A 23,874-nucleotide genomic window follows, 5' to 3' on the forward strand; every position below is an offset into this window, starting at 1 on the left:
AATCAAAGTATCGCAACGCAAAGCCTGGAAAATCAGGCAGCGACAGCAGCGGCTGCGGTCTTCTTGGCGATCTGGCGGCGCAGCAGACGGGCGCGCATCGACAGTTCGTTCTCGTCAGCCTTCAGCAGGAAGGCATCGAGGCCACCGCGGTGCTCGACGGAGCGGAGCGCTGCAGCGGAAACGCGAAGACGGTAACGCTGGCCGAGGGCGTCGGAAATCAGCGTGACACTGCACAGGTTCGGCAGGAACTTGCGCTTCGTCTTGTTGTTTGCGTGGCTCACATTGTTGCCCGACTGGACGCCCTTGCCGGTCAATTCGCAACTACGGGACATGGTACACCTATTTTTCTTGGTTCAGGACAATACGATTCCGGCACCGAAACCGGCCGCAGTCCGTCTGGCCTTTTTGGAAAGTTGCGGTTCTATAGTCACACGGAGCGGAGCCGTCAAGCCAAACCTGCCGTTCAGCTTGAATTCAGTTGCCAAAGCTCATGATTTGCAGGCAATAGCAAGCCGATCGGGATTTTTTGACCGGCGCAGAATCGCCGCAATGGCGGGTTAGGCGGAGCGTCTCAATGGAGAGCGTAAGGATGAACGGGCGGGGTTGGATTGCTGGCGCACTGATGTCGCTTGCCCTTGCGGGCAGCGCGACACCCTTGTCGTCGGCTGAAATCGAGCACCGCACGGACTACAGCATCCGGCTTTCCGGCCTGCCGGTCGCCACCGCCACCTTCCGCTCGGCCTTCCAGGGCAACCGCTACACGATCTCCGGCAGCCTGCAATCGGCCGGCCTCGCCGATATCTTTTCGAGCACCAAGGGCACGACCTCGGTCTCCGGCACGGTCAGCCGCGACAAGCTGCGCGCCACCAACTATTCCGTGACCTACAAGAGCGGCAAGCGCAGCCGCGCCATCGACGTCACCTTCCGCAACGGCAATGTCATCACCGCGAACATGACGCCGCCGCGCCGCAAGCCGAAGAACTGGGTGCCGGTCTCCAGCGCCGACATGCGCGCCGTGCTGGACCCGATCTCCGGCCTGATCATCCCTTCCGACGACGGCAAGGTCTGCCCGAAGACGCTGCCGATCTTCGACGGCGAATCCCGGATGGACCTGAAACTCACCTCCAAGGGCACCAAGCCCTATTCCACCAAGGGTTTCGAGGGCGATGTCGTGGTCTGCGGCATCCGCTTCATCCCGAAGTCCGGCTACAAGAAGGGCCGTGACGACGTGGAATACCTGCGCAAGCTGAAGACGATGGAAATCTGGTTTGCCAAGGCCGAGGGGGCGAATGTATATGCTCCCGTCTATGTGCAGATTCCGACCAAGCTCGGCCCTGTCACCGTCTCGGCCACGCGCTTCGGCGGCTGACGCGGCGCCCCGTCGGAAAACCGGCGGGAGTGATCGGCCTTGAAGACGCGTGCAACCCTCATCGGCTTTTCGGCGATCCTCATGTGGGCGCTGCTGGCGCTCTTCACCGCCGCCTCGGGCAAGATGCCGCCCTTCCAGCTTTCCGCCATCTGCTTCCTGATCGGCAGCCTGCCCGGCCTCGTCGTGCTCGCCGCAAGGCCGCAGCGCATCAGACTGCTGCGCCAGCCGCCAAAAATCTGGATCACCGGCATTCTGGGCCTGTTCGGCTACCACTTCCTCTACTTCACGGCGTTGCGCAACGCGCCGGCCGTCGAAGCCGGCCTCATCGCCTATCTCTGGCCGCTGCTGATCGTCGTCGGCTCGGCGCTGCTTCCGGGTGAAACGCTGAAGTGGAACCATGTCGTCGGCGCCGTGCTCGGCCTTGGCGGCACGGTCCTCATCGTCGGCCGCAACGGCTTTGCCTTCGACGAGGCCTATCTCGTCGGTTATGGCGCGGCCTTCCTCTGCGCCTTCACCTGGGCGGGTTATTCACTGATCACCCGCCGCTTCGAGGCCGTCTCGACCGATGTGGTGACCGGCTTCTGCCTCGCCACCTCGCTGCTGTCGCTCCTCTGCCATGTGATGCTGGAAACCACCGTCTGGCCGCAAAGCAATTTCGAGTGGTTCGCTGTCGCCGGTCTCGGCCTGCTGCCGGTGGGAGCCGCTTTCTATGCCTGGGATTTCGGCGTCAAGAACGGCGATATCCAGATCCTCGGCGCCGCAAGCTATGCCGCGCCGCTGCTCTCGACCTTCATGCTCATCCTCACGGGGTTCGCCGAACCGTCCTGGCGCATCGGCCTCGCCTGCCTTCTGGTGACGGGCGGCGCGGTGCTTGCCGCCAAGGACATGATTCTGCGCAGGCGCGCGACGGCGCCGGTCTGAGTTCAGCCGCCAGGCATCCAGCCGGGCGGCGCCATCTCGAAGGACGAGAAGACGAAGCCGGGCGAGACCGTGCAGCCGACCAGCGTCCAGTCGCCGAGCGGCTCGGCCGCCTGCCACCAGTTTGCCGGAACGATGAGCTGCGGCCGCTCGCCCGCGGCAAGATCCGGCCCGAGCACCTGCACCTCGGCCGGCGCCTCACCATCGCTAAGCGACAGCGCCAGCGGCCCGCCCGCATAATGATGCCAGATCTCGACGGCATCCTTCACCCGGTGCCAGTGCGAGCGCTCGCCCTTTTCCAGCAGGTAGTAGATCGCCGTCGAATGCCCGCGCTCGCCGCCATCGGCATCCCTGAAGGTCTGCACATACCAGCCGCCCTCCGGATGTCGCTCCATACCGAGCCGGGCGATGATCTCCTCGGGTGTCATCAGAACCGATCCTTGCGCGCCCGGATCTCGGCAAAGACCTCGGCGTCGCTGGCCGTCTCCAGGCCGAGATGGCGGCGGATCGCCGGGTCGGCGGCGCGCAGGAACGGGTTCGTCGCCTTTTCCAGCCCGATCGTCGTGGGCGCGGTGAAGGCACCGTCCGCTCGCAGTGCCTCGATCTCGGCGACACGGCTGAGGAGTGCCGCATTCTCCGGGTCGACGGTCTTTGCGAAGCGCGCATTGGACAGCGTGTATTCGTGGCCGAAATAGACGGTGGTCTCGTCCGGCAAGGCAGCGAGTTTCGAAAGCGAGTCCCACATCTGCGCCGGCGTGCCCTCGAAGAGACGGCCGCAGCCGAGCGCGAAAAGCGTATCGGCGGCAAAGAGCAGCTTTTCCTGCGGCAGGTGGAAGCAGATGTGCCCCAGCGTATGGCCCGGCGTCAGGATGACCTCGACGCGGCGGCCGGCAAAGTCAAAGCTGTCGCCGCCATCTACCTTCTGGTCGATGCCGGGAATGCGCGGCGCCTCGCGCGCCGGCCCGATGATCGTGACGCCGAAGCGCTCCTTCAGCGCCAGGTTGGCCTCGACATGGTCGTTGTGGTGATGGGTCGTTAAAATGTGGCTGAGCGTCCAGCCGCGGCGGGCGAGCGCATCGAGGATCGGCTGTTCCTCCGGCGCATCGATGCTCGCGGTCGCGCCCGTCGCCGGGTCATGCAGCAGCACGCCGAAATTATCGCTGCGGCAGGGAAAGAGGTCTAGTTCGAGCGAAGCCATGGCGCAATCCTCATCTATCGGTCGGGCGGTCGGCGGGAATGTAAGGCAATCGGCCTTGAAGTCCACCAGCCTATCGCTCACATTCAGGCCATGCATGCCGATATCGTCGACCTCCGCGAATTCTACCACTCGTCGCTCGGCCGCCTGGCCGATCATTCGATCGCCATGGCGCTCGCCTCGCTCTGGGCGCGGCTGCCGGACGAGCGGCTGGTGGGGCTCGGTTATGCCGTGCCCTATCTCGAACGCTTCCGCGCCGATACCGAGCGCACCTTCGCCTTCATGCCGGCGGGCCAGGGCGCGGTGAACTGGCCGCCGAGCGAACTTTCCTCCACGGCGCTGGTCTTCGACGAAGAACTGCCGCTTCCGGATGCCGCCGTCGACCGTATCCTGATGGTGCATTCGCTGGAATTCGCCGAAAACCCGCGCGAAACCATGAAGGAGCTCTGGCGCGTGCTGGCGCCGGGCGGGCGGCTCGTCATCGTCGTGCCGAACCGGCGCGGCGTGTGGGCGCGCATGGAGCACACGCCCTTCGGTTCCGGCCGGCCCTATTCGCGCGGCCAGCTGACCGCGCTGCTGCGCGAGACCAATTTCACGCCCGGCGCCAGCGCCGAAGCGCTGTTCTTCCCGCCCTCGAAACTGCGCAGCGTGCAGAAACTGCGCGGCGCCTTCGAACGGCTGGGGCGCATGCTCTGGCCGATGTTTTCCGGCGTCATCATCGTGGAAGCGCAGAAACGGCTCTACCAGGGCCTGCCGGTCGCCGCCCGCGCCTCGCGCCGCGTCTTCGTGCCGGTGCTGGCGCCACAGGGCGTGCCGACGACACGCGAGCGCGCGCCGCGCTGATCCCCTCGACAAATGTTGAGCCGCCCGTTAATCCGGGCCGGAGCGGCAAAGAAGGGCGGCGGACATGACGGACGGACATTTCGACAAGATCACGCTGATCGGCATCGGCCTCATCGGCTCCTCCATCGCCCGGGCTGTGAAGGCCAAGGGTCTGGCAAAGACCGTCACCATTTCCAGCCGCAGCCAGGAGACGCTCGACCGCGCCCGTGAGCTCGACCTCGGCACCGACTATGTGCATGACGCCGGCAAGGCCGTCGAGGACGCCGACCTCATCGTCGTCTCGGTGCCCGTCGGCGCCTCGGGCAAGGTGGCGGAGGAAATCGCGCCCCACCTGAAGCCCGGCGCCATCGTTACCGACGTCGGCTCCACCAAGGCCTCGGTGGTAGCGCAGATGTTGCCGCATATTCCGAAGAACGTGCATTTCATCCCCGGCCACCCGCTGGCCGGCACCGAACATTCCGGCCCGGATGCCGGTTTCGCCGAATTGTTCCAGGGCCGCTGGTGCATCCTGACGCCGGTGCACGGCACGGACAAGGACGCCAAGCGCAAGCTCGCCGCCTTCTGGGAGGCGCTCGGCTCAAAGGTCGACGAGATGGACACGGAGCACCACGACAAGGTGCTCGCCATCGTCTCGCACCTGCCGCATATCATCGCCTACAACATCGTCGGCACGGCCGATGACCTGGAGACGGTTACGGAATCGGAAGTCATCAAATATTCCGCCTCCGGTTTCCGCGACTTCACGCGTCTGGCGGCCTCGGACCCGACCATGTGGCGCGACGTCTGCCTGCACAACAAGGACGCGATCCTCGAAATGCTGTCGCGTTTTTCCGAGGACCTCGCCTATCTCCAGCGCGCCATCCGCTGGGGCGACGGGGAAAAGCTCTTCGACCTCTTCACGCGCACCCGCGCCATCCGCCGCTCGATCATCGATGCCGGCCAGGATACCGCAGCGCCGAACTTCGGCCGTCCGGTCGCTGATAAGAAAGGTTAGAACGGCGGGATGAAGGCGATCGGGAAGAGGCCGAGATAGACGGTCCCGTCCTCGACATTGAGCTTCACCACCGCCCGGTCGCCGCCCTTCGACAGCCCCTCGATGACCTGCGCCACCTGCGCTGCCGTCTCGGCAATCTCCGGAAACGCCTCGGAAATCCGGTCGCGCCAGACCGTGATGCCGGCAATGTCGAGATCGAGCGTGCCGGAGAGATAACCGTCGTCACCCACCTTGAGCGGGCCCGAGAGTGCCGCGACCTTGCCGTCACCGAGATCGAGCGACAGGCGGCGCAGTTCCACGCTTGCGCCGAGCGGCACGTCCGCCGGCGGGCCTTCGGTGGAAATCCATTTCGCCGCATCGGCGACCGTCATGTCGACCACAACGTCGAGCGGCGGCAGCACGCGGTCGCCGAGATCGAGCGACAGTGCATCGAACGAAGCGGCAACGTCGAGCGCGTCACCGGACTGGCGGATATGCTTTTCGCCATGCGCGGCGGCAACGCCGATCGAGACGGCTTCCGACGGCACGTTGAGCCGGCCCTTCAGCCCGCCATAGACGACGGAAGCGCGGTCGAGCCCGTTCGTCCAGGCGACGGCACTGGCGCGCAGCAGGTCCCAGTCGGCATCGAAGACGAGATCCGGCGTGACGCGCACCTGCGCCGGCCCGTCGAGTTCGACGACGGCATGGCCCGGACGATAGACCTGGGCGGCGGAGCGCAGCGCACCGAATGTCGCCGACAGGCCCGTCGGGCGATCGTCGATGCCGACCGTGTCGCAGAACAGGCCGATGCGGAACGGGAAGCCGCGGACGGAGAGATTGCTGCAGGAAGCGGAATGCAGGCCAGCGGCCGACGCCGAGAGCTGTTGCGTCAGCGTGTCCTTCAGCCAGCTTGCGGCATAGAACCATCCGCCCGTATAGAGCGCGACGACGAGAACGACGGCAATGGCGAGCCGAACGAGTTTGCGCGAGACGCCGGACGTGCCGGCGTGGCTTGACGATGCCATGTTGTTCTCCAATGGTGGCGATGCGATTTGCCCGCAAAGGCGTCAAAGCCGGCAATTGCGGCGGCTTTTAGAGAAATGGCAGAAGTGACGGTGGATATGAACGAATTCTGGGTCTTTGGCTATGGATCGCTGATGTGGAACCCGGGCTTCGAATTCGAGGAGCGGCAGCCGGCCCATCTTTTCGGCTTCCGCCGGTCGCTCTGCGTGCGCTCTTGGGTGCACCGCGGCACGGAGGAGAGGCCCGGCCTCGTACTCGGCCTCGACTACGGCGGCTCCTGCCGCGGCGTCGCCTTCCGCATCGCGCCCGAAAACCGCGATGCCGTCGTCGATTACCTGCGCGAGCGCGAACTGGTGACCCATGTCTACAAGGAGCGCACGCTCTCGGCCATGCTCGGCGGAGGCCGCCGCGTCACGACGCTCGCCTACATCATCGACCGCGCCCACCAGCAATATGCCGGCTCGCTCTCCATCGACGAGGCGGCCTCGACCGTGAGTGCGGCGGTCGGAAAATCCGGCCGCAACATCGACTATGTGCGCAACACGCTGGCGCATCTGCGCGAAATGGGCATCCGTGACCATTGGCTGGAGCATGTCGGCCGCGCCGCGGACGATCTCCACGCCCGCCTGCCGGCCTGATCAGGCCGCCGCATGCGCCTTCAGTTCCGCCAGCCGCTGCTCGGCGGTCGGCGGCAGGGGCAGGCTCGGGTTTGCCGCCGCGGTCTCGATCAGCAGGCGATCACTCGCCGTTTCCATGACGTCGATGAGATGGGCGAGGAAGGCATCGGGATCCATGCCCGGCGCGATCGGCGACAGGATGCGCACCTTGAAGTGGCCGGGATAGCGCATGGCCTTGCGCCGCGGCCAGAACAGGCCCGGATGCATGACGACCGGCACGACCGGCACCTGGAGGTCACGATAGAGCCGGGCGATGCCGTATTTGTATTCGGGTGGCGCACCTGGCGGCCGGCGCGTGCCCTCCGGATAGATAATGAGCTGGCGGCCGGAATTCATCTCGGCCTTGGTGCGTTCCATCACGGCGGCCATGACCTTGCCGCGCGCGCTGCGATCGACCGGCACCATGCGCTGCTTCTTCAAATACCAGCCAAACAGCGGGATCCAGGTCAGCTCGCGCTTGAGGATGTAGAAGGGATCGTCAAGCCAGGGCAGCAGCGCATAGGCATCCCAGAACGACTGGTGTTTCGGCGCGAAGATGTAGCCGCCCGTCGGGATGTTCTCCAAGCCCTCGATCTCGAAGGTCGTGCCGACGATCTTGTCGAAGAGCCAGTGGTTGCTCCTCGCCCAGTTCTTGGCGATGCCATAGGCCTTTTTGCGCGGCAGCAGGAAATAGGCCGGCGTCATGACGATCATCTGCACGATGAGGTTGATGTAGAAGGCGGTGTTGAAAAGCACGGAACGAAGGACGATCATCGGGCAGCCTGTGAGGGGGACGCATCCTTTCGCCCTACACGATATTGCCGGGCGGGGGAACTCCCGTCGCCGCGATCTCAGCGCGCGGAAAGACCCGCCACGTCGCCGCGAAGGCCGGACCAGCCGCGCGCACCGGCAAGGGCCCGGATCTGCGCGACACTGTATTTCAGATATTCCGACAGCATGGCTTTCACGACGCCGGGCTCGCGCAGCCAGTTGCCGTTCCTCAGGTCGGAATTGACCACGGGATAGGCGATGAACTCCGTCTGCGGATCGGCAACCCTCAGCTCCAGCAGGCTGCGCGGCATGTGGTAATTGTTGGTGACGACGAGCACCCGGCGGAACCGGTGGTCGCTGATCCAGCGTGCCGTCTCGTTGGCATTGCCGATCGTGTCCACCGCCTCGTAGCCCATGTCGACGCAGCATTCGAAGAGCGCGGACGAGCTCTGCGTGAGCTTGCGGATCTGGTTGCCGCTCGTCGTGGGGTTCACGCCGGAAATCAGCAGCCTTTGGCCGGCCCCCTGCTTGAGCAGGCCGATTGCGCGGTCGATCCGCTGGTAACCGCCGGTCAAGACCACGATGGCGTCGGCCTTCGGATCGCGCGGCGCATCGAGGGCCGCGACCGTCTCGGCAAAATAGAGGAAGCCGCCGATGCCGGCGACAGCGGCGATGAGGATCAGCGCCAGGACGACGCGCACGACGAGCCGGGCTGGGCGCATGCGTCGGCGCCGCCCCTCCCCGTCAGACCGGATGCCCTGCGGCAGTCCCGGTTTTGCCCGTTCCAGCGCGTTCATGATTCCGTCCATAGACCCGGATTGCGGCAAGCGATAGTCCGCTTCGCGGCGATGGTTCGTCTCATCTCGGTCATTGGTCGGGCAGCTGGTCGGTTCGCGACGGGTCGGAGCGGATGAGGTCGATTTCGTGGATCGTGCGCATCACCGTGAAGCGGGCCGTCAGCGTCGTCAGCACCGCGATGACGACGATCGTTGCGGCAATGCCGAGATAACCGGTGAGCCCCATGGAAAAGGTGCCGAACAGCGCGGTCGCCTGGTCGCTCTGGGGCGTGGCGATCGAGCGCCCCTGCCAGAAGCTGGCGACCGCGAAGAACAGCGCCGCGAGAAAGCCGCCGGCAACCGAGCCCTTGAGGCTGATCTTCAGGAAATGTTTCTGGAATTCGGAGGCGACGAAGCCGGCCTCCGCGCCGACGAAATGCAGCACCTCGACGATATGCCGGTTGCCGGAAAGCGCGCCGCGCGTGGCGAAGACGACGGTCAGCACCATGGCGGAAAAGACCAGCACCAGCACGCCCGTGCCGATGAAGGCGGTCGTGCGCGCCATGGCGACGAGGCGGTCCACCCAGGTGCGATGGTCGTCAAGAAACGCCGTCGGGACCTTTTCCGCGAGTGCCACCCGCATTGCCGCGAAATCCGGGGGGCTTTGCTCGTTGATCGTCACGATGACGAGGCGTGGCACCGGCAGCTCGTCGATGTTGAGGCCCTCGCCGAGCCAGGGTTCGAGCAGGCGCGCCGTCGCCGCCTTGTCGACGATGGTGCCGTCGCGGGTGCCGGAGAAGGTGAGCGCGAGGTCGCGCACGTCCTTCAGCGCCTGTTCCATGTCGAGCGCGTCGTCCGGCTTGATCTGGATGGTGACCTCGCGGGAAATCTGGCTCTGCCAGCTCGCAGCCGTGGCACGCACCATGTTGACCGCGCCGAAGGTGAGGCAGGCGAGGAAGGCCATGATGGCAATGACCAGCATCAGCGCATTGCCGGAGACATTCGACGGCGGCACGATGGGTGCGGTCGGGCGCACGCGCATTTCCAGCCGGCGGGCGGGCTGGGCGTCCTGGGCGGTCTCCTGGGGAGCGTCAGTCATAGATGTCGAGCCGTCCCTGCGAGAGGATCATGCGTCGCGCCTCGTCCACCTGGTCCATCAGCGACAGATCATGCGTGGCAATCACCACGGCCGTACCGAGCCGGTTCAATTCGAGGAAGAGGCTCAGGAGCCGGCGCGCCATCGGCGGATCGACATTGCCGGTTGGCTCGTCGGCAAGCAGCAGCTCGGGCCGGTCGATGAGCGCGCGCGCAATGGCCGCGCGCTGCTTTTCGCCGCCGGACAGGACCGCGGGCAGCACATTGATTCGCTCGCCGAGGCCGACCCATTTCAGGAGTTCCAGCACGTCGGCGCGATAGCTCGATTCCTCCTTGCCGCGCACGCGCAGCGGCAGCGCGACATTCTCATAGGTCGTCAGGTGATCGAGCAGGCGAAAATCCTGGAAGACGATGCCGATGCGCCGGCGCAGCATCGGCAGCTCGTCGCGCGGGATCGTCGAAATCTCGCGGTCGAAGGTGCGGATGATGCCGCGCGTCGGCTGGAGCGACAGGAAAAGCAGGCGCAAAAGCGTCGTCTTGCCGGCGCCGGACGGCCCCGTCAGGAACTGGAAGGACCGGCGCGGAATATCGAAGGTCAGGTCGCGGAGGATCTCCGGCCCCATCCCGTAGCGCAGTCCGACATTCTCGAAATGAATCAATGGCCAATCCGGTTCTAGAAGCGGTTACCTGAACCGCGATTCGCTATCGTAGCGCAGGTCGCACAGGAAAGCGGCTCTTTCACGGTCGGGTTTCCGAAGCATTAACCAGTATGGTTTACGTTTCGTAAGGATTTCATTCAATGCCCGACTTTTCGCCCCTGACTTTGCGCGGAAAGCCGGCCAAGCGGGAGGTCGCGATGAACACCTTCAGAGCGAGACAACAGGCAAAAGGCCGGATCGATCTCCTGCCGCCCGAACCGAAGACGCCTGCCAAGAAGCCGCGGTCCCAGGCGCGCTGCGAAGTGGTCGACGTCGATTTCGTCGTCATCCGGAACGGCCCGGCGCGCACCTCCAACGACAACCACCGCCCGATTCGCCCTGTACCGCTGCGCCCTGCCTCACGCCACCTGCTGGTGCGCGCCGGCGCGGCGGGAGCCCGGCTGTGCGAGGCCGGCTTGCAGCTTCTCTCCGGCCGCGCCTTTGCCGGCCTCGTCACCGCAAGCTTCATCTTCGTCTTCGCCTATGCCGGCGGCCTTTCGGCGTTGAAGGCGGCGCTTCCGACGGGCGAGCCCGGCGCTGCGCTGCGCGTCGCCGACGTCACGGCGACGGTCGACGACCAGAACGGCATGAAGGTACTGTCCGTCTACGGCCGCGTCGAAAATGTCGGCGATGGCGTGGAGGCTGCCCCGCCGGTGGACATCCTCGTCGGTGGTGCGGGCGAAACGCCGCGCCGCGTCGCCCTCGACGGCAAGACGATCGCGGCCGGCGGCAGCGAAAACTTCGCGCTGCGCATTCCGCACGGTGGCGGAAAAGTGCCGAAAGTCACGGTTTCCCTGGTGCCCGAGGGTGCACCGGTCAACTGACTGTGCTAATCGGCTCCTTTGACGCCACCCAGGGAGCCCCCTCGCGATGCATATTGTCCGCGGAAAAAAGATCGAAACGCTCTATGATGCCGGGCAGATCGCCAAGCGCAACGAAGAGCTTGCGGTCCAGATCGCCGGCGGCCCGACGAAGGACCTTCTCGTCATCGCCGTTCTCAAGGGCTCGTTCATCTTCGCCGCCGACCTGACCCGCGCGCTGCATGCGGCAGGCCTTGCGCCGGAAGTCGAGTTCATCACACTGTCGAGCTATGGCACCGGCACCGTCTCGCAGGGCGTGAAGGTGGTGAAGGACATCGATTCGGACGTCACCGGCCGCGATATCCTGCTGATCGACGACATCCTCGAATCCGGCCGCACGCTGACCTTCGCCAAGGAACTGATGTACGAGCGCGGCGCACGCAACGTCACCATCGCCGTGCTGCTCGACAAGCGCGAGAAGCGCAAGACCGATCTGGAGGCCGATTATGTCGGCTTCGAATGCCCGGATTATTTCGTCGTCGGCTATGGCATGGACGTCGCTTACGCCTTCCGCGAACTGCCCTTCGTCGGCATCGTGACCGGCGACGCGGACGCCTGACTGCAAATTCCGCCAGCCGCCGTTTACCGATCGACAAGGAAAGTCTGGTCTTTTCATTGCCGAACGGACCGAACAGGGGAACCGATGGCGAAGATTCTGATCACCGAAGACGAGGATTCGCTGCGCGTCTTCGTCGCACGCGCCTTGCGGCTGGACGGCCATGAGACCGTCGAGGCGCCGGATGGCGCCGCCGGGCTCGACGCGCTGACGGCCGGCGGCTTCGACCTGCTGCTTTCCGACATCCGCATGCCTGTCATGGACGGCATCGAACTCGCCCACAAGGCCGCCGCCGCCCACCCGGCGCTGAAAATCCTGCTGATGACGGGTTATGCCGAACAGCGCGAACGCGCCGACGACCTTGCATTGAAGATCGTCGACGTGGTGAGCAAGCCCTTCAGCCTGCCGGATATCCGCCGCGCTGTAGCACAGGCTTTGGCAGCCTAATCACCGAATCCCGAGCAACCGCTCCAGATAATCCCGCTCGAAGCCGGGCGCCGCACCGGTGCCGAGCCGGCGGCGGATTTCGTCGAGGATTTCGCGTGCGCGCTGGATGTCGATCTCTTCCGGGATCTTCGTCGGACCGCCGAAGTCGGGACCCTGCCCGTTGACGGGCCGCTCGCGGCCGAGGGGATCGCGTCCGTTGCGGCCGGCCTGCGGAATGCCTTCGCCGGGTCCCTGACCCTGGCCCTGCCCCATGGCCTGCATCTGGCTCATCATGTTCTGCGCACCCTGGCGCAGCGCCTCCAGCGCGCGGCCCTGGCTGCCGACGGCCGATTCGCCCTGGCCTTCGCCAAGCGCTTCCGACGCACCCTTCATCTCGCGCCCAGCCTGGCCAAAGCCCTCGCCGGGCTCCATGCCCATGCCCTTCAGCGCTTCCTGCACCTCGCCGAGCTGTTTGCCCAGCGCATCCTGCTGCTCCTGAAGCTTCTTCAGCGCCTCGCGCAACTGTTCGGCCGTCATCTGGTCGGTCGGCTGCTGGCCGGCGCCGTTGTCGCCCTGCTGCTGTTGCTGCTGCTCGCCTTCCTCGCCCGGCATCGGGTCGCCGCGCTGCTGGCGGTCGCGCAAGGCCTGGTCGAGCTGGAAGGTCTGCTCCATCAGTTGCTGCTGCTTCTGCATCAGCTCGCCGAGCTTATCCATCTGCTGGCGCATGGCGTCGTTCTGCTGGCCCTGCTGCCCCTGTTGTGGACGGCCGGCCTGCAGGTTGTTCATCATGCGCTGGAGTTCGGACAGCATCTGCTGCGCCTGGTCACGCGCCCCGGAACGGGCCAGATTCTCGATCTGGTCCATCATGCGCTGCAAGTCCTGCTGGCGCAGGATCTGGCCCTGCTGCTGGGCATTTTGCTGCATCTGGCCGTTCTTGGCGGCCTGGCGGGCGAGCTCCTGCATATAGGCTTCCATCGCCTCGCGCAGTTCCTTCATCAGCGCGGCGATCTCCTCGTCGGGGGCATTGCGCTCCAGCGCCTCGGACAAGGCCTTCTGCGCCTCGCGCAGGCGCCGGTCGGCGAGCGAAAGATTGCCGTCCTCGATGCCGAGCGCGATCTCCCAGAGATAATCCGCCGTCTCGCGCATCTGGTCGTCCGTGCGCGAAAGTTTCATGCGCGCGGCGGCCGATTGCAGCAGCAGGTAATGGGTGAGGTTCGGGATCGTCTCTTCCGGCCGCATGGTCAGCGCTTCGTTGAGCGCGATCGCAAACGGCAGCTGGTTGGCATCGAGCGCAAAGACCTGCCGCTGTTCTGCGACGGCGGCGGCGAGCGGCTCGAAGAAGTTCTTTGCCGGCAGCACCATCTCGACCGGCTGGCTGCGGCCCTCCTGCCCCGCCGCATCCTTGGCGACGAGCGTGATCTTCACGCGCTTGCCGGAGAGCGGATGTTCGGAGAGGTTGCGGCTCGTTGTGCCCTTGGCGTCGCGCGCGCTGCGGCGCGGCAGGTCCAGCCGATATTCCGGCAGCGGATAGAGCGGCCGGGCGTCCTTCTGTGTCTCGACAGGCACGATCTCCGCATGGGCTTCCTGAAGGCCGTAATCGTCCTTGGCGATGAAGCTGATCTCCAGCGCCGCCGCCACGGTCTGTTTCGGAATGCCGTCGAAGGCGATTTCCGGCACGCGGTCCGGAATGACCGTGAAGGCCCAGGTCCGCCCATCGACCGAAAGCGTGCCGTCCTTCAGGATCTTGTAATGCAGGGTCTTCGCGCCGTTGGCGACCGCGACCGGCACCTTCGCCTCGGTCTTCGCACCTTCCGTCTTCTCGTCCTTCGGCTTTTCTTCCTCGATGGCGGTGGCCGCGGTTTCGCCAGCCACCTGATAGCTCACCTGCTCGTCGCCGCTACCGCCCGTGACGCGCACGGTCAGCTCGCTGAACTGCGGAATGCGGATCTCGCCCTTCGCCGCCTCGCTCGGCTGGCCCTGCCCGTTGCCGGTGAGGAAGACGGGCGCGCGCGACGTGTGCGCCGGCGGCGTCACCCAGGCATCGATGCGCACATCCGGCGCAGATTCGCTCGGCGCGCGCAGCGACACGATATCCGCGAGCAGGCCACCGCGGTTGGAATAGGAGAAGGCAAAGGCGATGGCGAGGAGAAGCACCGGCACGGCACGCAGCGCGTGGCGGTCATGGCGGGCGATATCCGGTTCCGGCACGCCGGTGCGCAGCGTGCCGATGAGACGCGCCATGCGGGCCTGGTGCTCGCGCCAGAGCGCCTGCGCAAAAGCATCGCCACCCGCCGGCCTGTCGTCCTGCACGCGGATCGCCTGGTGGGCGAGCGCATTGCGCGTCTCCAGCATGCGATCGGCGTTGTCGACGGAAGGCCAGACGATGCCGCGCAGGCGGACGAGCAGCCAGACAAGGCCGAGCGCGAAAACGGCGAGGGTCGCGATATGCAGCCAGGCCGGCACATGGCGAAAATAGCCGAACCAGGTCAGCGCCAGAAAGCCGGCGACAAGCAGCAGGATCGGCAGCACGCGCGGGGCGAGTGCTTCCAGGTAGAGGATGGTCCGGGCGGCAAAGCGTTTGCCCGCGAGCCGACGGGCCAGCGGATTGCCGCTCGCCGCCTTTTCGCGCTGCCTGTCCGTGTCAATCGCCATCGGTCGCCGCTCTCCGCTGCTTCAGCAATTCCAGCAAAAGTGTGAAACGGTTTTGCGTCCGGAATTGCGTAAGGCACATAGATAGAGTGTTTTCGCGATTCGGAGAAAAGCGGAAATGCTCTAGCTGTCACGGCTAAAAGATAACATGCTTTGTGGCGAAGACGAGGGCACGCGCAAAAACGTGATCACGTTCCTGTGCGGGATTTTCTCAGGCGAGCCAGTTCGGCAGCGAGTCGAGGCCGATCAGGTCGTCATAGGAAAGCCGCGGCCGGACGACGTGGAACTCGGCCCCGTTGACCAGCACTTCCGGCACCAGCAGGCGGCTGTTGTAGGTGCCGGCCTGCACTGCGCCATAGGCGCCGGCCGAGCCGACGGCAATCAAATCGCCCGGCTTCGGCTGCACCATTTCGCGATCCTGCGCGAGATAATCGCCCGTCTCGCAGACCGGACCGACGACGTCCGCGCGGATGCGCGGGGCGCTCGCGGCGGACAGAACGACCGGCTGGATCTCGTGCCAGGCTTCGTAAAGCGTCGGGCGGATGAGATCGTTCATCGCCGCATCGACGATGACGAAGGTCTTCTCGCCGCCATCCTTCACATAGATCACCTCGGTGACCAGGATGCCGGCATTGCCGACGATCAGGCGGCCGGGCTCCGTGACGATCTTGCAGTTGAGGCCCTTGAGCTGGTTCTTGACGATCTCCGCATAGGCATCCGGCAGCGGAGGCGGCGCGTTGTCGGTCTTGTAGGGAATGCCGAGACCGCCGCCGACATCGACGTGATCGATGCTGTGGCCATCGGCCCGCAGCGTATCGACCAGTTCGCGCAGCAGCTTGAAGGCATCTTCGAAGGGTTGCAGCTCGGTGATCTGGCTGCCGATATGCATGTCGATACCGGTCACCTGGATGCCGGGCAGGGTGGCCGCGCGGGCGTAGACGGCACGCGCACGCTCCCAGGAAATGCCGAACTTGTTTTCCTTCTTGCCCGTCGAAATCTTGGCATGAGTGCGCGCATCGACATCCGGATTGATGCGGAAGGAGACGTGCGCGACCTTGCCGGCCTTAACGGCGCGGGCATTGAGGATTTCGAGCTCCGGCTCGGATTCGACGTTGAAGCAGTAGATGCCGACCTCAAGCGCCAGGTCCATCTCGCGCGGCGTCTTGCCGACGCCGGAGAACATGATGCGGGACGCCGGAACGCCGGCAGCCAGGGCGCGCCGCAATTCGCCTTCCGACACCACGTCGATGCCGGCGCCGAGCTTAGCGAGCGTCTTCAGCACGGCCTGGTTCGAATTCGCCTTCATGGCGTAGCACACCATGGCGTCGACGCCGTCGAAGGCCTTGGAAAAGACCTTGTAGTGGCGCTCCAGCGTGGCCGTCGAATAGACGTAGAAGGGTGTGCCGACCGCCTTGGCGATGTCCGGAACGGGCACGTCCTCCGCATAGAGGACGCCGTCGCGATGCTCGAAATGGTTCACGGGTCTTGTCCGTTTAAAAAACTAGAGAAGGGGGTCGAGGATGAAGGGCTTGTCTTCGACCTGCTCGACCTTCTTGCCGTCGATGGTCTTCACGACCGGTTTCGCGCCGCCCGGCAGGTCGAGATCGCCCTTGCGGCCGCAGGCGGTGAGAACCGCTGCGGAAAGGCAGAGCACGAGTGCGAGCCTGCCGATATCGATGCGTGTCATGAGGCGTTCCCTGGAATTGCCGGTGATCGGGTGGGCACCATCCTTAGCGAATTCGCCAAGTCTTGTGCACCCTGATTCTGCTGATGAGTCCTGCAAGCAACCTGATCAGTTCCGCTGCCGCCACCAGGCGATCTGCTTCCTGACTTCCGACGGCGCCGTGCCGCCATAGCTCTTGCGGCTGGCGACCGAGGCCTCGACCGTCAGCACGTTGAAAATGTCGGCGGTGATCGAGGCGTGGATCGCCTGCAAATCCGCGAGCGACAGTTCGGCGAGGTCGCAGCCCTTGCTCTCGGCCAGCGCCACGGCGCGGCCCGTCACATGGTGGGCATCGCGGAAGGGCAGCCCCGCCTCGCGCACCAGCCAGTCGGCAAGGTCCGTCGCGGTGGAGTAACCGGAGCCGGCGGCCGCCTTCATCTTGTCGGTGCGGATGGTCATGTCGCGCACCATGCCGGTCATCGCGGCAATCGCCAGCTCGATGCTCTCGGCAGCGTCGAAGACCTGCTCCTTGTCTTCCTGCATGTCCTTCGAATAGGCGAGCGGCAGGCCCTTCATGACGGTCAGAAGCGCGATCAGCGAGCCGTTGATGCGGCCGGTCTTGGCGCGCACCAGCTCGGCAGCGTCCGGGTTCTTCTTCTGCGGCATGATGGAGGAGCCGGTCGAAAAGGCATCCGACAGGCGGATGAAGCCGAATTGCGGCGTCGACCAGATGACGATCTCTTCGGCGAGGCGCGACAGATGGACGGCGGCGATCGCGGCAATCGACAGGAATTCCAGCGCAAAATCGCGGTCCGACACGGTATCGATCGAATTGCGCGTCGGCTCGCGGAAACCGAGCGCCTTCGCCGTCATGTGACGGTCGATGGCATAGCCGGTGCCGGCGAGCGCTGCGGCGCCGATCGGACTCTCGTCGAGATGCTCGATGGCATGGCGTACGCGCTGGCGGTCGCGGCCGAACATTTCGACATAGGCCATGCAATGGTGGCCGAAGGTCACCGGCTGGGCCGTCTGGAGATGGGTGAAGCCGGGCATGACGGTCTCGGCATGTTCTTCCGCGCGGTCGAGGAAGGCGGCGATCAGACCGGTCAGCGCCTTTTCGGTCTTTTCCAGCTCTTCCTTTACCCAGAGGCGGAAATCGAGCGCCACCTGGTCGTTGCGCGAGCGGGCGGTGTGCAGGCGGCCGGCGGCGGGGCCGATGAGAGTTGCGAGGCGCGCCTCGACATTCATGTGGATGTCTTCCAGCCGGCGGGAGAACTCGAACTGGCCGCTTTCGATCTCTGACAGGATCGTGTCGAGACCGTGAACGATCTTTTCCTTATCGTCCGCCGAAATAATGCCCTGATGGGCCAGCATTTCGGCATGCGCCTTTGAGCCGCGGATGTCCTGGGCGTAAAGCTTCTTGTCGAAGCCGATGGAGGCATTTATCTCCTCCATGATCGCATCCGGCCCGGAGGCGAAGCGGCCGCCCCACATCTGGTTCGAGGATTTCGTCTCGGAAGTGCCGTCAGCCATGGGTGCCTGTCCTGGAGAATGAAATGACATTGAAGAAGACATTCGGCCTGCCCGCCACGAAGCTGATCGCCATCGCGGGACTGGCCGGACTTCTCGCCGGTGGTGCAGCGATATACGTGAAGGAAAGCCTGTCTGGCAATGGCGCGGGCGCCCTCGCCTCCGCCGATCCCGCCGCCTGCGCCGCCGCCAGCGCCAAGGCCGAGGCGATCACGCCCTTCTCCAAGGGCCAGGTCGCCGCCATGCGGACGGTCGACGAACACCGCCCGCTGCCCGACCTGATCTTCGATGGACCGGACGGCAAGAAGAAGACGATCGCCGACTTCTCCGGCAAGACCCTGCTCGTCAATCTCTGGGCGACCTGGTGCGTGCCCTGCCGCGAAGAGATGCCGGCGCTGAACGCGCTGGAAAAGGACCTTGGCAGCGAGAAGTTCGAAGTCGTGGCGATCAACATCGATACCGGCGACGACGAGAAGCCGAAGGCTTTCCTCACCGAGACGGGCGTCAACGATCTCGGCTATTACCGCGACGCCTCGATGGGCGTCTTCAACACGCTGAAGAAGGAAGGCCTCGCCTTCGGCCTGCCCGTGACGCTTCTGATGGACGAGAAGGGCTGCCTGATCTCCGCCATGAACGGCCCCGCCGCCTGGGATAGCGAAGACGCAAAGGCGCTCATCAACGCCGCGCTGGCGACGCCGAAAAGCTGAGGCGTCAGGCGGTCGCGTAGACGCGCGGCCGGCGGATGTCGATGAAGCCCTGCTCGCCCTTGCGATGGGGGAATTCCGGCGCGGTGTCGAATTCGACCGGCTGGCCGCTGCCGGTCATCGCCAGCACGCGACGGGAATCTGGCCGGTCGATGACGCGCAGAATCCTTGCGGCAATGCCGTGCCCGTGCTCGCGCCAGGTGACATCCGCCGGGCGGAACAGGATCTGCCCGCCGCCATCCGCCACGCCACTCGCCTCGAAGGCAATATCGTCGACATAGGCCTTGCCCCCGCGGATATCGGCATCGAGCCGGTTGGCGTCGCCCAAAAAATTCATCACGAAGGCATTGGCCGGCGTGCGGCAGACGGCCTCCGGCGTGCCCTCCTGCACGATCTTGCCCTTGTCGAGGATGACGACGCGGTCGGCGAGGTCGAGCGCCTCTTCCTGGTCGTGGGTGACGAAGATCGTGGTGATGCCGAGTTCGTCATGGATTTTTCGAAGCCAGCGGCGGAGATCGCGACGCACATTGGCATCGAGCGCGCCAAAAGGCTCGTCGAGCAGCAGCACGCGCGGATCGACGGCGAGCGCGCGGGCAAGCGCCACGCGCTGGCGCTGGCCGCCGGAAATCTGGCCCGGGAAACGATCCTTCAGGCCGCCGAGCTGCACGAGGTCGAGCAGTTCCTTGACCCGTTCGGCAATCGCCTGCGGCGAGCGCTTCACCTTGGAGACCTTCATGCCGAAGGCGATGTTTTCGCCGACCGTCATGTGCGGGAACAGCGCATAATGCTGAAAGACGAAGCCGACGCCGCGCTCGCGCACGGGAATATCGGTGGCGTTCTCGTCGCCGAAATAGATCGCGCCGCCATCGGCGTATTCGAGGCCGGCGACCATGCGCAGGATGGTCGTCTTGCCGGAGCCGGAGGGGCCCAGCAGCGCGACCAGCTCGCCGCTTTCGATATCGAGCGAGACGCCGTGCACGGCGCGGAAGGTCTCGAACGTCTTGACCACGTTGTCGAGGCGGATCTTCAAGGTTTTGTCTCCGGAATGATGCTGTCGGCGCCGGCAAGCGCCGTCGGACGCTGGACGCGGCCGGCGCCCTGCCGCTCCAGCGCAACCTTGGCGATGAGCGTGACGATGGCGAGGCCGGCGAGGATGGATGCAGCGGCAAAGGAGCCGGCCGCGTTGTAGTCGTGATAGAGCAGCTCGATATGCAGCGGCAGCGTGTTGGTCTGGCCGCGGATATTGCCCGAGACGACAGAGACCGCGCCGAACTCGCCCATGACGCGCGAATTGCACAGCACCACGCCGTAGAGCAGCGCCCATTTGATATTGGGCAGCGTCACGGAGATGAAGGTGCGCCAGCCGCTGGCGCCCAGCGACGTCGCCGCCTCTTCGAGATCGCGGCCCTGCGCCTGCATCAGCGGGATCAGTTCGCGCGCCACGAAGGGCGCCGTCACGAACATGCTGGCAAGCACGATGCCCGGCAGCGCGAACAGGATTTTGATCTCCATCGATTGCAGTGCCGGGCCGAACAGGCCCTGCAAGCCATAGACGAAAAGATAGGAGACGCCCGCGACGATGGGCGAAACCGAGAAGGGCAGCTCGATGATCACGGTCAAGAGCCGCTTGCCGCGGAAATCGTGTTTGGTGATCGCCCAGGCCGCCGCCACGCCGAAGGCCGTGTTGATCGGCACGGCGATGAGCGCGGTGATGACGGTGAGCATGATGGCGTGGCGCGTATCCGGATCGGCGATCGAGCCGGCGAAATAGACGATGCCCTTGGAAAAGGCCTCGACGGCGATGACGACGAGCGGGGCGACGATCATCAGCCCGACGAGCACGAGCACGATGCCGAGCAGCACGCCACGAAAGATCTTGTTGTCGCCGACGCGGGGCGGCTTGCCCCTTATGTTATGCGCCATCGTCAGCCCCTCGCCGTGTAGCGCAGGGCGCGGGCCTGCATCAGGTTGGTGATGGTGAGCATGACGAAGGCCGTCAGCAGCATGACGGAGGCGATCGCGGCCGAGGCCGGATAGTCATATTCCTCCAGCCGGATGAAGGCGAGCAGCGCCGTGATCTCCGTCGAAAACGGCTGGTTGCCGGCGATGAAGATGATGGCGCCAAACTCGCCGAGGCTGCGCGCGAAGGAGAGCGACACGCCGGCAAGCAGCGCCGGCGTCAGGAGCGGCAGGATGACGCTGACGAAGATCGAGAGGTCGCTGGCGCCGAGCGTCTGCCCCGCCTCTTCCAGCGCCGGGTCGAGCTCTTCCAGCACCGGCTGCACCGTGCGCACGATGAAGGGGATGCTGGTAAAGCTCATGGCGACGATGATGCCGAGCGGCGTATAGGCGACCTTGATGCCGATGAGCGACAGCGGCCCGCCGAACCAGCCGTTCGTGGCAAACAGCGTGGTCAGCGCAATGCCCGCAACCGCCGTCGGCAGCGCGAAGGGCAGGTCGACCAGCGCATCGACGAGGCGACGGCCGGGAAAACGGTAGCGCACCAGCACCCAGGCGAGCGACAGGCCGAAGAACAGGTTGAACACCGTCGCGGCCAGTGCGCAGAGCACGGTGACGCGGTAGCTGGCGAAGGCGCGGTCGGACGAGATGATGCGCCAATAGTCTTCCGGCCCGAGGCTCGCCGCCTTGAAGACGAGCGCGGCCAGCGGCAGCACGACGATGATGCCGACATAGACGAGGGTTATGCCGAGCGCGAGCGGCAATCCGGGCAGTACACGCCGTCTCAAAGCGCGCGTCCTTTCTCAAGCAATTCCAGGAAAAGTGCGAAGCGGTTTCCATCCGGAATGCGTCGCGCTTTTCATGCCAACAACCGGCGGGCTTTTTGCCCGCCGGTTGTTGGAAAAACAATGGCTTTGGACGATCAGCGGCTACCGTAGATCTTGTCCAGCGTGCCGCCTTCGGCGAAGTGCTCTTCGGAAATCTTCTTCCAGCCGCCGAAGACGTCGTCGACATTCACGAGGCGGATTTCCGGGAACTGGTCCTTGAACTCGGCGGCGACCTTTTCGTCAAGGACGCGGTGGCCGAATTCGGCGGCGATCTTCTGGCCTTCCGGCGAATAGAGGAAGTCGAGATAGGACTTGGCGAGATCACGGCTGCCCTTGGCGTCGGCCACCTTGTCGACGATGGCGACCGGGAATTCGGACAGCAGCGACACCGAGGGAACGACGCTTTCGAACTTGTCCTGGCCGTACTGCTTGGCAATGCCCTTGGTCTCGGCCTCGAAGGTCACGATCACGTCGCCGATCTCGCGCTCGACGAAGGTCGTCGTCGCCGCACGGCCGCCCGTGTCGAAGACCGGCACGTTGTCAAAGATCTTGGTGACGAATTCCTCGACCTTGGCCGGATCGTCCTTGAAGGCTTCCTTGGCGTAGGCGGTGGCGGCGAGATAGGTGTAGCGCGCGTTGCCCGAGGTCTTCGGGTTCGGGAAGATGACCTTCACGTCGTCACGGGCGAGATCCGACCAGTCCTTGATGTTCTTCGGGTTGCCGGCGCGAACCAGGAAGGACGGGAAGGAGTAGAAGGGCGAAGCGTTGTTCGGGAATTTTGCCTGCCAGCCTTCCGCGACGAAACCGTTCTTCGCCAGGAAGTCGATGTCGGTCACCTGGTTGAAGGTCACGACGTCGGCCTCGAGGCCTTCGACGATGGCGCGCGCCTGCTTTGAGGTGCCGCCATGCGACTGGTCGATGGTGACGCCGGGATGCTCCTTGATGAAGGCTGCGTTCTCCGCCTCGAAGAGTTCGCGCGCCACGTCATAGGAAGCATTGAGGAGCTTGTCGGCGGCGTGGGCGGAGAGCGGCGCGGCGAGGCCGAGGAGAGCCACGCCGAGAAGGAGCAAACGTTTCATCTGGAAAACCCCGAATGTGAAATTGAATTCGGGCAGACAATAGCGACCGGCCGGTGGCGATCCGAGACATGGGCCTGTCGCCCCCGGGGCGGCAGGCGAAACATTTTTCCTTGAAAGGCGGGCTTGGCGGAATCTCCGCCGCTCAGCGCGTCGGGATCGGAACCTCGCCGCGATAGTCGTAGAAACCGCGGCCGGACTTGCGGCCGAGCCAGCCGGCTTCGACATATTTCACGAGCAGCGGGCACGGGCGATATTTCGAGTCGGCGAGCCCGTCATGCAGCACCTGCATGATCGAGAGGCAGGTGTCGAGACCGATGAAATCGGCCAGCTGCAGCGGCCCCATCGGGTGATTGGCGCCGAGCCGCATCGCCGTGTCGATGGCCTCGACCGAGCCGACGCCTTCATAGAGCGTGTAGATCGCCTCGTTGATCATCGGCAGCAGGATGCGGTTGACGATGAAGGCCGGGAAATCCTCGGCGACGGTGATCGTCTTGTCGAGCTTGGTGACGAATTCCTTGGCGGCCGAAAAGGTGACTTCCTCGGTGGCGATGCCGCGCACGAGTTCCACCAGCTTCATGACCGGAACCGGGTTCATGAAGTGGATGCCCATGAAGCGCTCCGGCCGGTCGGTGGCCGAGGCAAGGCGGGTGATCGACAGCGAGGACGTGTTGGTGGCGAGGATCGCTTCCGGCTTCAGCACGGAACAGACCAGGCCGTAGATCTTGCGCTTGACGGTCTCGTCCTCGGTCGCCGCCTCGATGACGAGGTCGGCGTCGGAAAGATCGTTGATGTCGGAAGACCCCTTGATCAGCGCGAGCGCCTTCTTGCGCTCCTCGTCGTCCATCTTGCCGGAGGAAACCTGGCGGGCGAGGTTGCCGTTGATCGTGGCGAGCCCGGCCTCGATGCGCTCCGGCGACAGGTCGTAGATATGGACCTTGTACCCGGCCATGGCCGAGACATGCGCGATACCGCACCCCATCTGGCCTGCACCCACAATACCGACGTTCTTGATCATAGCGCCAACCGCCTCGTCACACAGTCCGCACCTCTAGGCGCAGGCAAAAAAACACCGGGCCGGTCGAGCCGGCCCGGTGAAGTGATAAAGGGACGCGACGTATATTTCCAGTGAAATCATCGTCGCAAAGCCAGGCCCTCGCCGGCTCAGAGCGCCTTCTGCAACTCCGGCAGCGCCTCGAAGAGATCGGCGACGAGGCCATAGTCGGCGACCTGGAAGATCGGCGCCTCCTCGTCCTTGTTGATCGCCACGATCACCTTGGAGTCCTTCATGCCGGCGAGATGCTGGA

Annotated in this window: 26 protein-coding genes and 1 pseudogene; 9 read left to right on the forward strand and 18 right to left on the reverse strand. The window is 64.9% G+C overall.

Annotation, left to right across the window (positions count from 1 at the left end):
- Positions 1-32: 32 nt before the first annotated feature.
- Positions 33-332: a 50S ribosomal protein L28 gene (rpmB, locus tag GB927_RS32995; RefSeq protein WP_256121395.1), complete on the reverse strand. Its 300-nt coding sequence runs from the start codon at positions 330-332 to the stop codon at positions 33-35.
- Positions 333-589: 257 nt separating this feature from the next.
- On the opposite strand from rpmB, the gene GB927_RS33000 reads away from it, so the two are divergent.
- The gene (locus tag GB927_RS33000; protein ID WP_256121396.1) at positions 590-1,369 is read left to right on the forward strand and encodes a DUF3108 domain-containing protein; all 780 of its coding nucleotides are present in this window, start codon (positions 590-592) and stop codon (positions 1,367-1,369) included.
- A 39-nt stretch (positions 1,370-1,408) separates the two neighbouring features.
- A complete protein-coding gene (yddG, locus tag GB927_RS33005) occupies positions 1,409-2,290 on the forward strand; it encodes an aromatic amino acid exporter YddG (protein WP_256121397.1) in 882 nt (293 codons plus the stop codon).
- 2 nt (positions 2,291-2,292) lie between these two features.
- Here yddG and GB927_RS33010 read toward each other — a convergent pair whose 3' ends face one another.
- Positions 2,293-2,715, reverse strand: coding sequence for a cupin domain-containing protein (locus GB927_RS33010; protein WP_256121399.1), 423 nt, complete (start codon positions 2,713-2,715; stop codon positions 2,293-2,295).
- Positions 2,715-3,485, reverse strand: coding sequence for a hydroxyacylglutathione hydrolase (gene gloB / locus GB927_RS33015; RefSeq protein ID WP_256121400.1), 771 nt, complete (start codon positions 3,483-3,485; stop codon positions 2,715-2,717). The genes GB927_RS33010 and gloB overlap by 1 nt, the downstream gene beginning before the upstream one ends.
- A gap of 90 nt (positions 3,486-3,575) precedes the next feature.
- On the opposite strand from gloB, the gene GB927_RS33020 reads away from it, so the two are divergent.
- A complete protein-coding gene (locus GB927_RS33020; protein ID WP_256121401.1) occupies positions 3,576-4,325 on the forward strand; it encodes a class I SAM-dependent methyltransferase in 750 nt (249 codons plus the stop codon).
- Between the two features lie 64 nt (positions 4,326-4,389).
- A complete protein-coding gene (locus tag GB927_RS33025; protein WP_256121402.1) occupies positions 4,390-5,319 on the forward strand; it encodes a prephenate/arogenate dehydrogenase family protein in 930 nt (309 codons plus the stop codon).
- Here the strand turns inward: GB927_RS33025 and GB927_RS33030 are convergent.
- Positions 5,316-6,323 carry a DUF2125 domain-containing protein gene (locus GB927_RS33030; RefSeq protein ID WP_256121403.1) on the reverse strand — a complete coding sequence of 336 codons (1,008 nt, stop codon included), beginning with the start codon at positions 6,321-6,323 and terminating at the stop codon, positions 5,316-5,318. The two genes, GB927_RS33025 and GB927_RS33030, sit on opposite strands and share 4 nt — an antisense overlap.
- An 84-nt stretch (positions 6,324-6,407) precedes the next feature.
- Here GB927_RS33030 and GB927_RS33035 point away from each other — a divergent pair, with 84 nt between their 5' ends.
- A complete protein-coding gene (locus GB927_RS33035) occupies positions 6,408-6,959 on the forward strand; it encodes a gamma-glutamylcyclotransferase (protein WP_256121420.1) in 552 nt (183 codons plus the stop codon).
- On the opposite strand, the gene GB927_RS33040 is transcribed toward GB927_RS33035, so the two are convergent.
- From GB927_RS33040 to ftsE, 4 genes are all read right to left on the reverse strand, one after another.
- Positions 6,960-7,751, reverse strand: coding sequence for a lysophospholipid acyltransferase family protein (locus GB927_RS33040; RefSeq protein ID WP_256121404.1), 792 nt, complete (start codon positions 7,749-7,751; stop codon positions 6,960-6,962).
- 77 nt (positions 7,752-7,828) lie between these two features.
- Entirely contained in the window at positions 7,829-8,470 is a 642-nt protein-coding gene (locus tag GB927_RS33045; protein ID WP_256121421.1) for a YdcF family protein, read from the reverse strand.
- A gap of 145 nt (positions 8,471-8,615) precedes the next feature.
- A complete protein-coding gene (locus tag GB927_RS33050; RefSeq protein WP_256121405.1) occupies positions 8,616-9,623 on the reverse strand; it encodes a cell division protein FtsX in 1,008 nt (335 codons plus the stop codon).
- Complete coding sequence (gene ftsE / locus GB927_RS33055) at positions 9,616-10,278, reverse strand: cell division ATP-binding protein FtsE (RefSeq protein WP_256121406.1); 663 nt, start codon at positions 10,276-10,278, stop codon at positions 9,616-9,618. Before ftsE ends, GB927_RS33050 begins: the two co-directional genes overlap by 8 nt.
- A gap of 197 nt (positions 10,279-10,475) precedes the next feature.
- Between ftsE and GB927_RS33060 the strand changes: the two genes are divergently transcribed.
- The 3 genes from GB927_RS33060 (at position 10,476) to GB927_RS33070 (ending at position 12,180) form a co-directional block, all read left to right on the forward strand.
- Positions 10,476-11,141, forward strand: coding sequence for a hypothetical protein (locus tag GB927_RS33060; RefSeq protein WP_256121407.1), 666 nt, complete (start codon positions 10,476-10,478; stop codon positions 11,139-11,141).
- A 46-nt stretch (positions 11,142-11,187) separates the two neighbouring features.
- The gene (gene hpt / locus GB927_RS33065) at positions 11,188-11,736 is read left to right on the forward strand and encodes a hypoxanthine phosphoribosyltransferase (RefSeq protein WP_256121408.1); all 549 of its coding nucleotides are present in this window, start codon (positions 11,188-11,190) and stop codon (positions 11,734-11,736) included.
- An 84-nt stretch (positions 11,737-11,820) separates the two neighbouring features.
- The gene (locus GB927_RS33070) at positions 11,821-12,180 is read left to right on the forward strand and encodes a response regulator (protein WP_256121409.1); all 360 of its coding nucleotides are present in this window, start codon (positions 11,821-11,823) and stop codon (positions 12,178-12,180) included.
- Here the strand turns inward: GB927_RS33070 and GB927_RS33075 are convergent, their stop codons facing one another.
- The 4 genes from GB927_RS33075 to argH all read right to left on the reverse strand — a co-directional run bounded on the left by GB927_RS33075 (position 12,181) and on the right by argH (position 18,004).
- On the reverse strand, positions 12,181-14,811 hold the full coding sequence (locus tag GB927_RS33075; protein WP_256121410.1) for a TIGR02302 family protein: 2,631 nt from the start codon (positions 14,809-14,811) through the stop codon (positions 12,181-12,183).
- Between the two features lie 208 nt (positions 14,812-15,019).
- Positions 15,020-16,288 (reverse strand): diaminopimelate decarboxylase, encoded by a 1,269-nt coding sequence (gene lysA / locus GB927_RS33080; protein ID WP_256121411.1) that lies wholly within the window; start codon positions 16,286-16,288, stop codon positions 15,020-15,022.
- A gap of 21 nt (positions 16,289-16,309) precedes the next feature.
- Positions 16,310-16,495 carry an LPS translocon maturation chaperone LptM gene (gene lptM, locus GB927_RS33085; RefSeq protein ID WP_069060824.1) on the reverse strand — a complete coding sequence of 62 codons (186 nt, stop codon included), beginning with the start codon at positions 16,493-16,495 and terminating at the stop codon, positions 16,310-16,312.
- Positions 16,496-16,600: 105 nt separating this feature from the next.
- The gene (argH, locus tag GB927_RS33090; protein WP_256121412.1) at positions 16,601-18,004 is read right to left on the reverse strand and encodes an argininosuccinate lyase; all 1,404 of its coding nucleotides are present in this window, start codon (positions 18,002-18,004) and stop codon (positions 16,601-16,603) included.
- A gap of 23 nt (positions 18,005-18,027) precedes the next feature.
- On the opposite strand from argH, the gene tlpA reads away from it, so the two are divergent.
- Entirely contained in the window at positions 18,028-18,708 is a 681-nt protein-coding gene (gene tlpA / locus GB927_RS33095; protein ID WP_256121413.1) for a thiol:disulfide interchange protein TlpA, read from the forward strand.
- Between the two features lie 4 nt (positions 18,709-18,712).
- On the opposite strand, the gene GB927_RS33100 is transcribed toward tlpA, so the two are convergent.
- From GB927_RS33100 to GB927_RS33125, 6 genes and pseudogenes are all read right to left on the reverse strand, one after another.
- The gene (locus GB927_RS33100) at positions 18,713-19,735 is read right to left on the reverse strand and encodes a sulfate/molybdate ABC transporter ATP-binding protein (protein WP_256121414.1); all 1,023 of its coding nucleotides are present in this window, start codon (positions 19,733-19,735) and stop codon (positions 18,713-18,715) included.
- Positions 19,732-20,628 carry a sulfate ABC transporter permease subunit CysW gene (cysW, locus tag GB927_RS33105; protein ID WP_256121415.1) on the reverse strand — a complete coding sequence of 299 codons (897 nt, stop codon included), beginning with the start codon at positions 20,626-20,628 and terminating at the stop codon, positions 19,732-19,734. Before cysW ends, GB927_RS33100 begins: the two co-directional genes overlap by 4 nt.
- 2 nt (positions 20,629-20,630) lie before the next feature.
- Complete coding sequence (gene cysT / locus GB927_RS33110) at positions 20,631-21,452, reverse strand: sulfate ABC transporter permease subunit CysT (protein WP_256121416.1); 822 nt, start codon at positions 21,450-21,452, stop codon at positions 20,631-20,633.
- A gap of 134 nt (positions 21,453-21,586) precedes the next feature.
- Entirely contained in the window at positions 21,587-22,570 is a 984-nt protein-coding gene (locus tag GB927_RS33115; protein WP_256121417.1) for a sulfate ABC transporter substrate-binding protein, read from the reverse strand.
- Between the two features lie 142 nt (positions 22,571-22,712).
- Entirely contained in the window at positions 22,713-23,585 is an 873-nt protein-coding gene (locus GB927_RS33120; protein WP_256121418.1) for a 3-hydroxybutyryl-CoA dehydrogenase, read from the reverse strand.
- A gap of 146 nt (positions 23,586-23,731) precedes the next feature.
- Positions 23,732-23,874, reverse strand: a pseudogene (locus GB927_RS33125) (electron transfer flavoprotein subunit alpha/FixB family protein); the annotation flags it as partial.

It is taken from the genome of Shinella lacus (assembly GCF_010994755.1).
GTDB lineage: Bacteria > Pseudomonadota > Alphaproteobacteria > Rhizobiales > Rhizobiaceae > Shinella > Shinella lacus.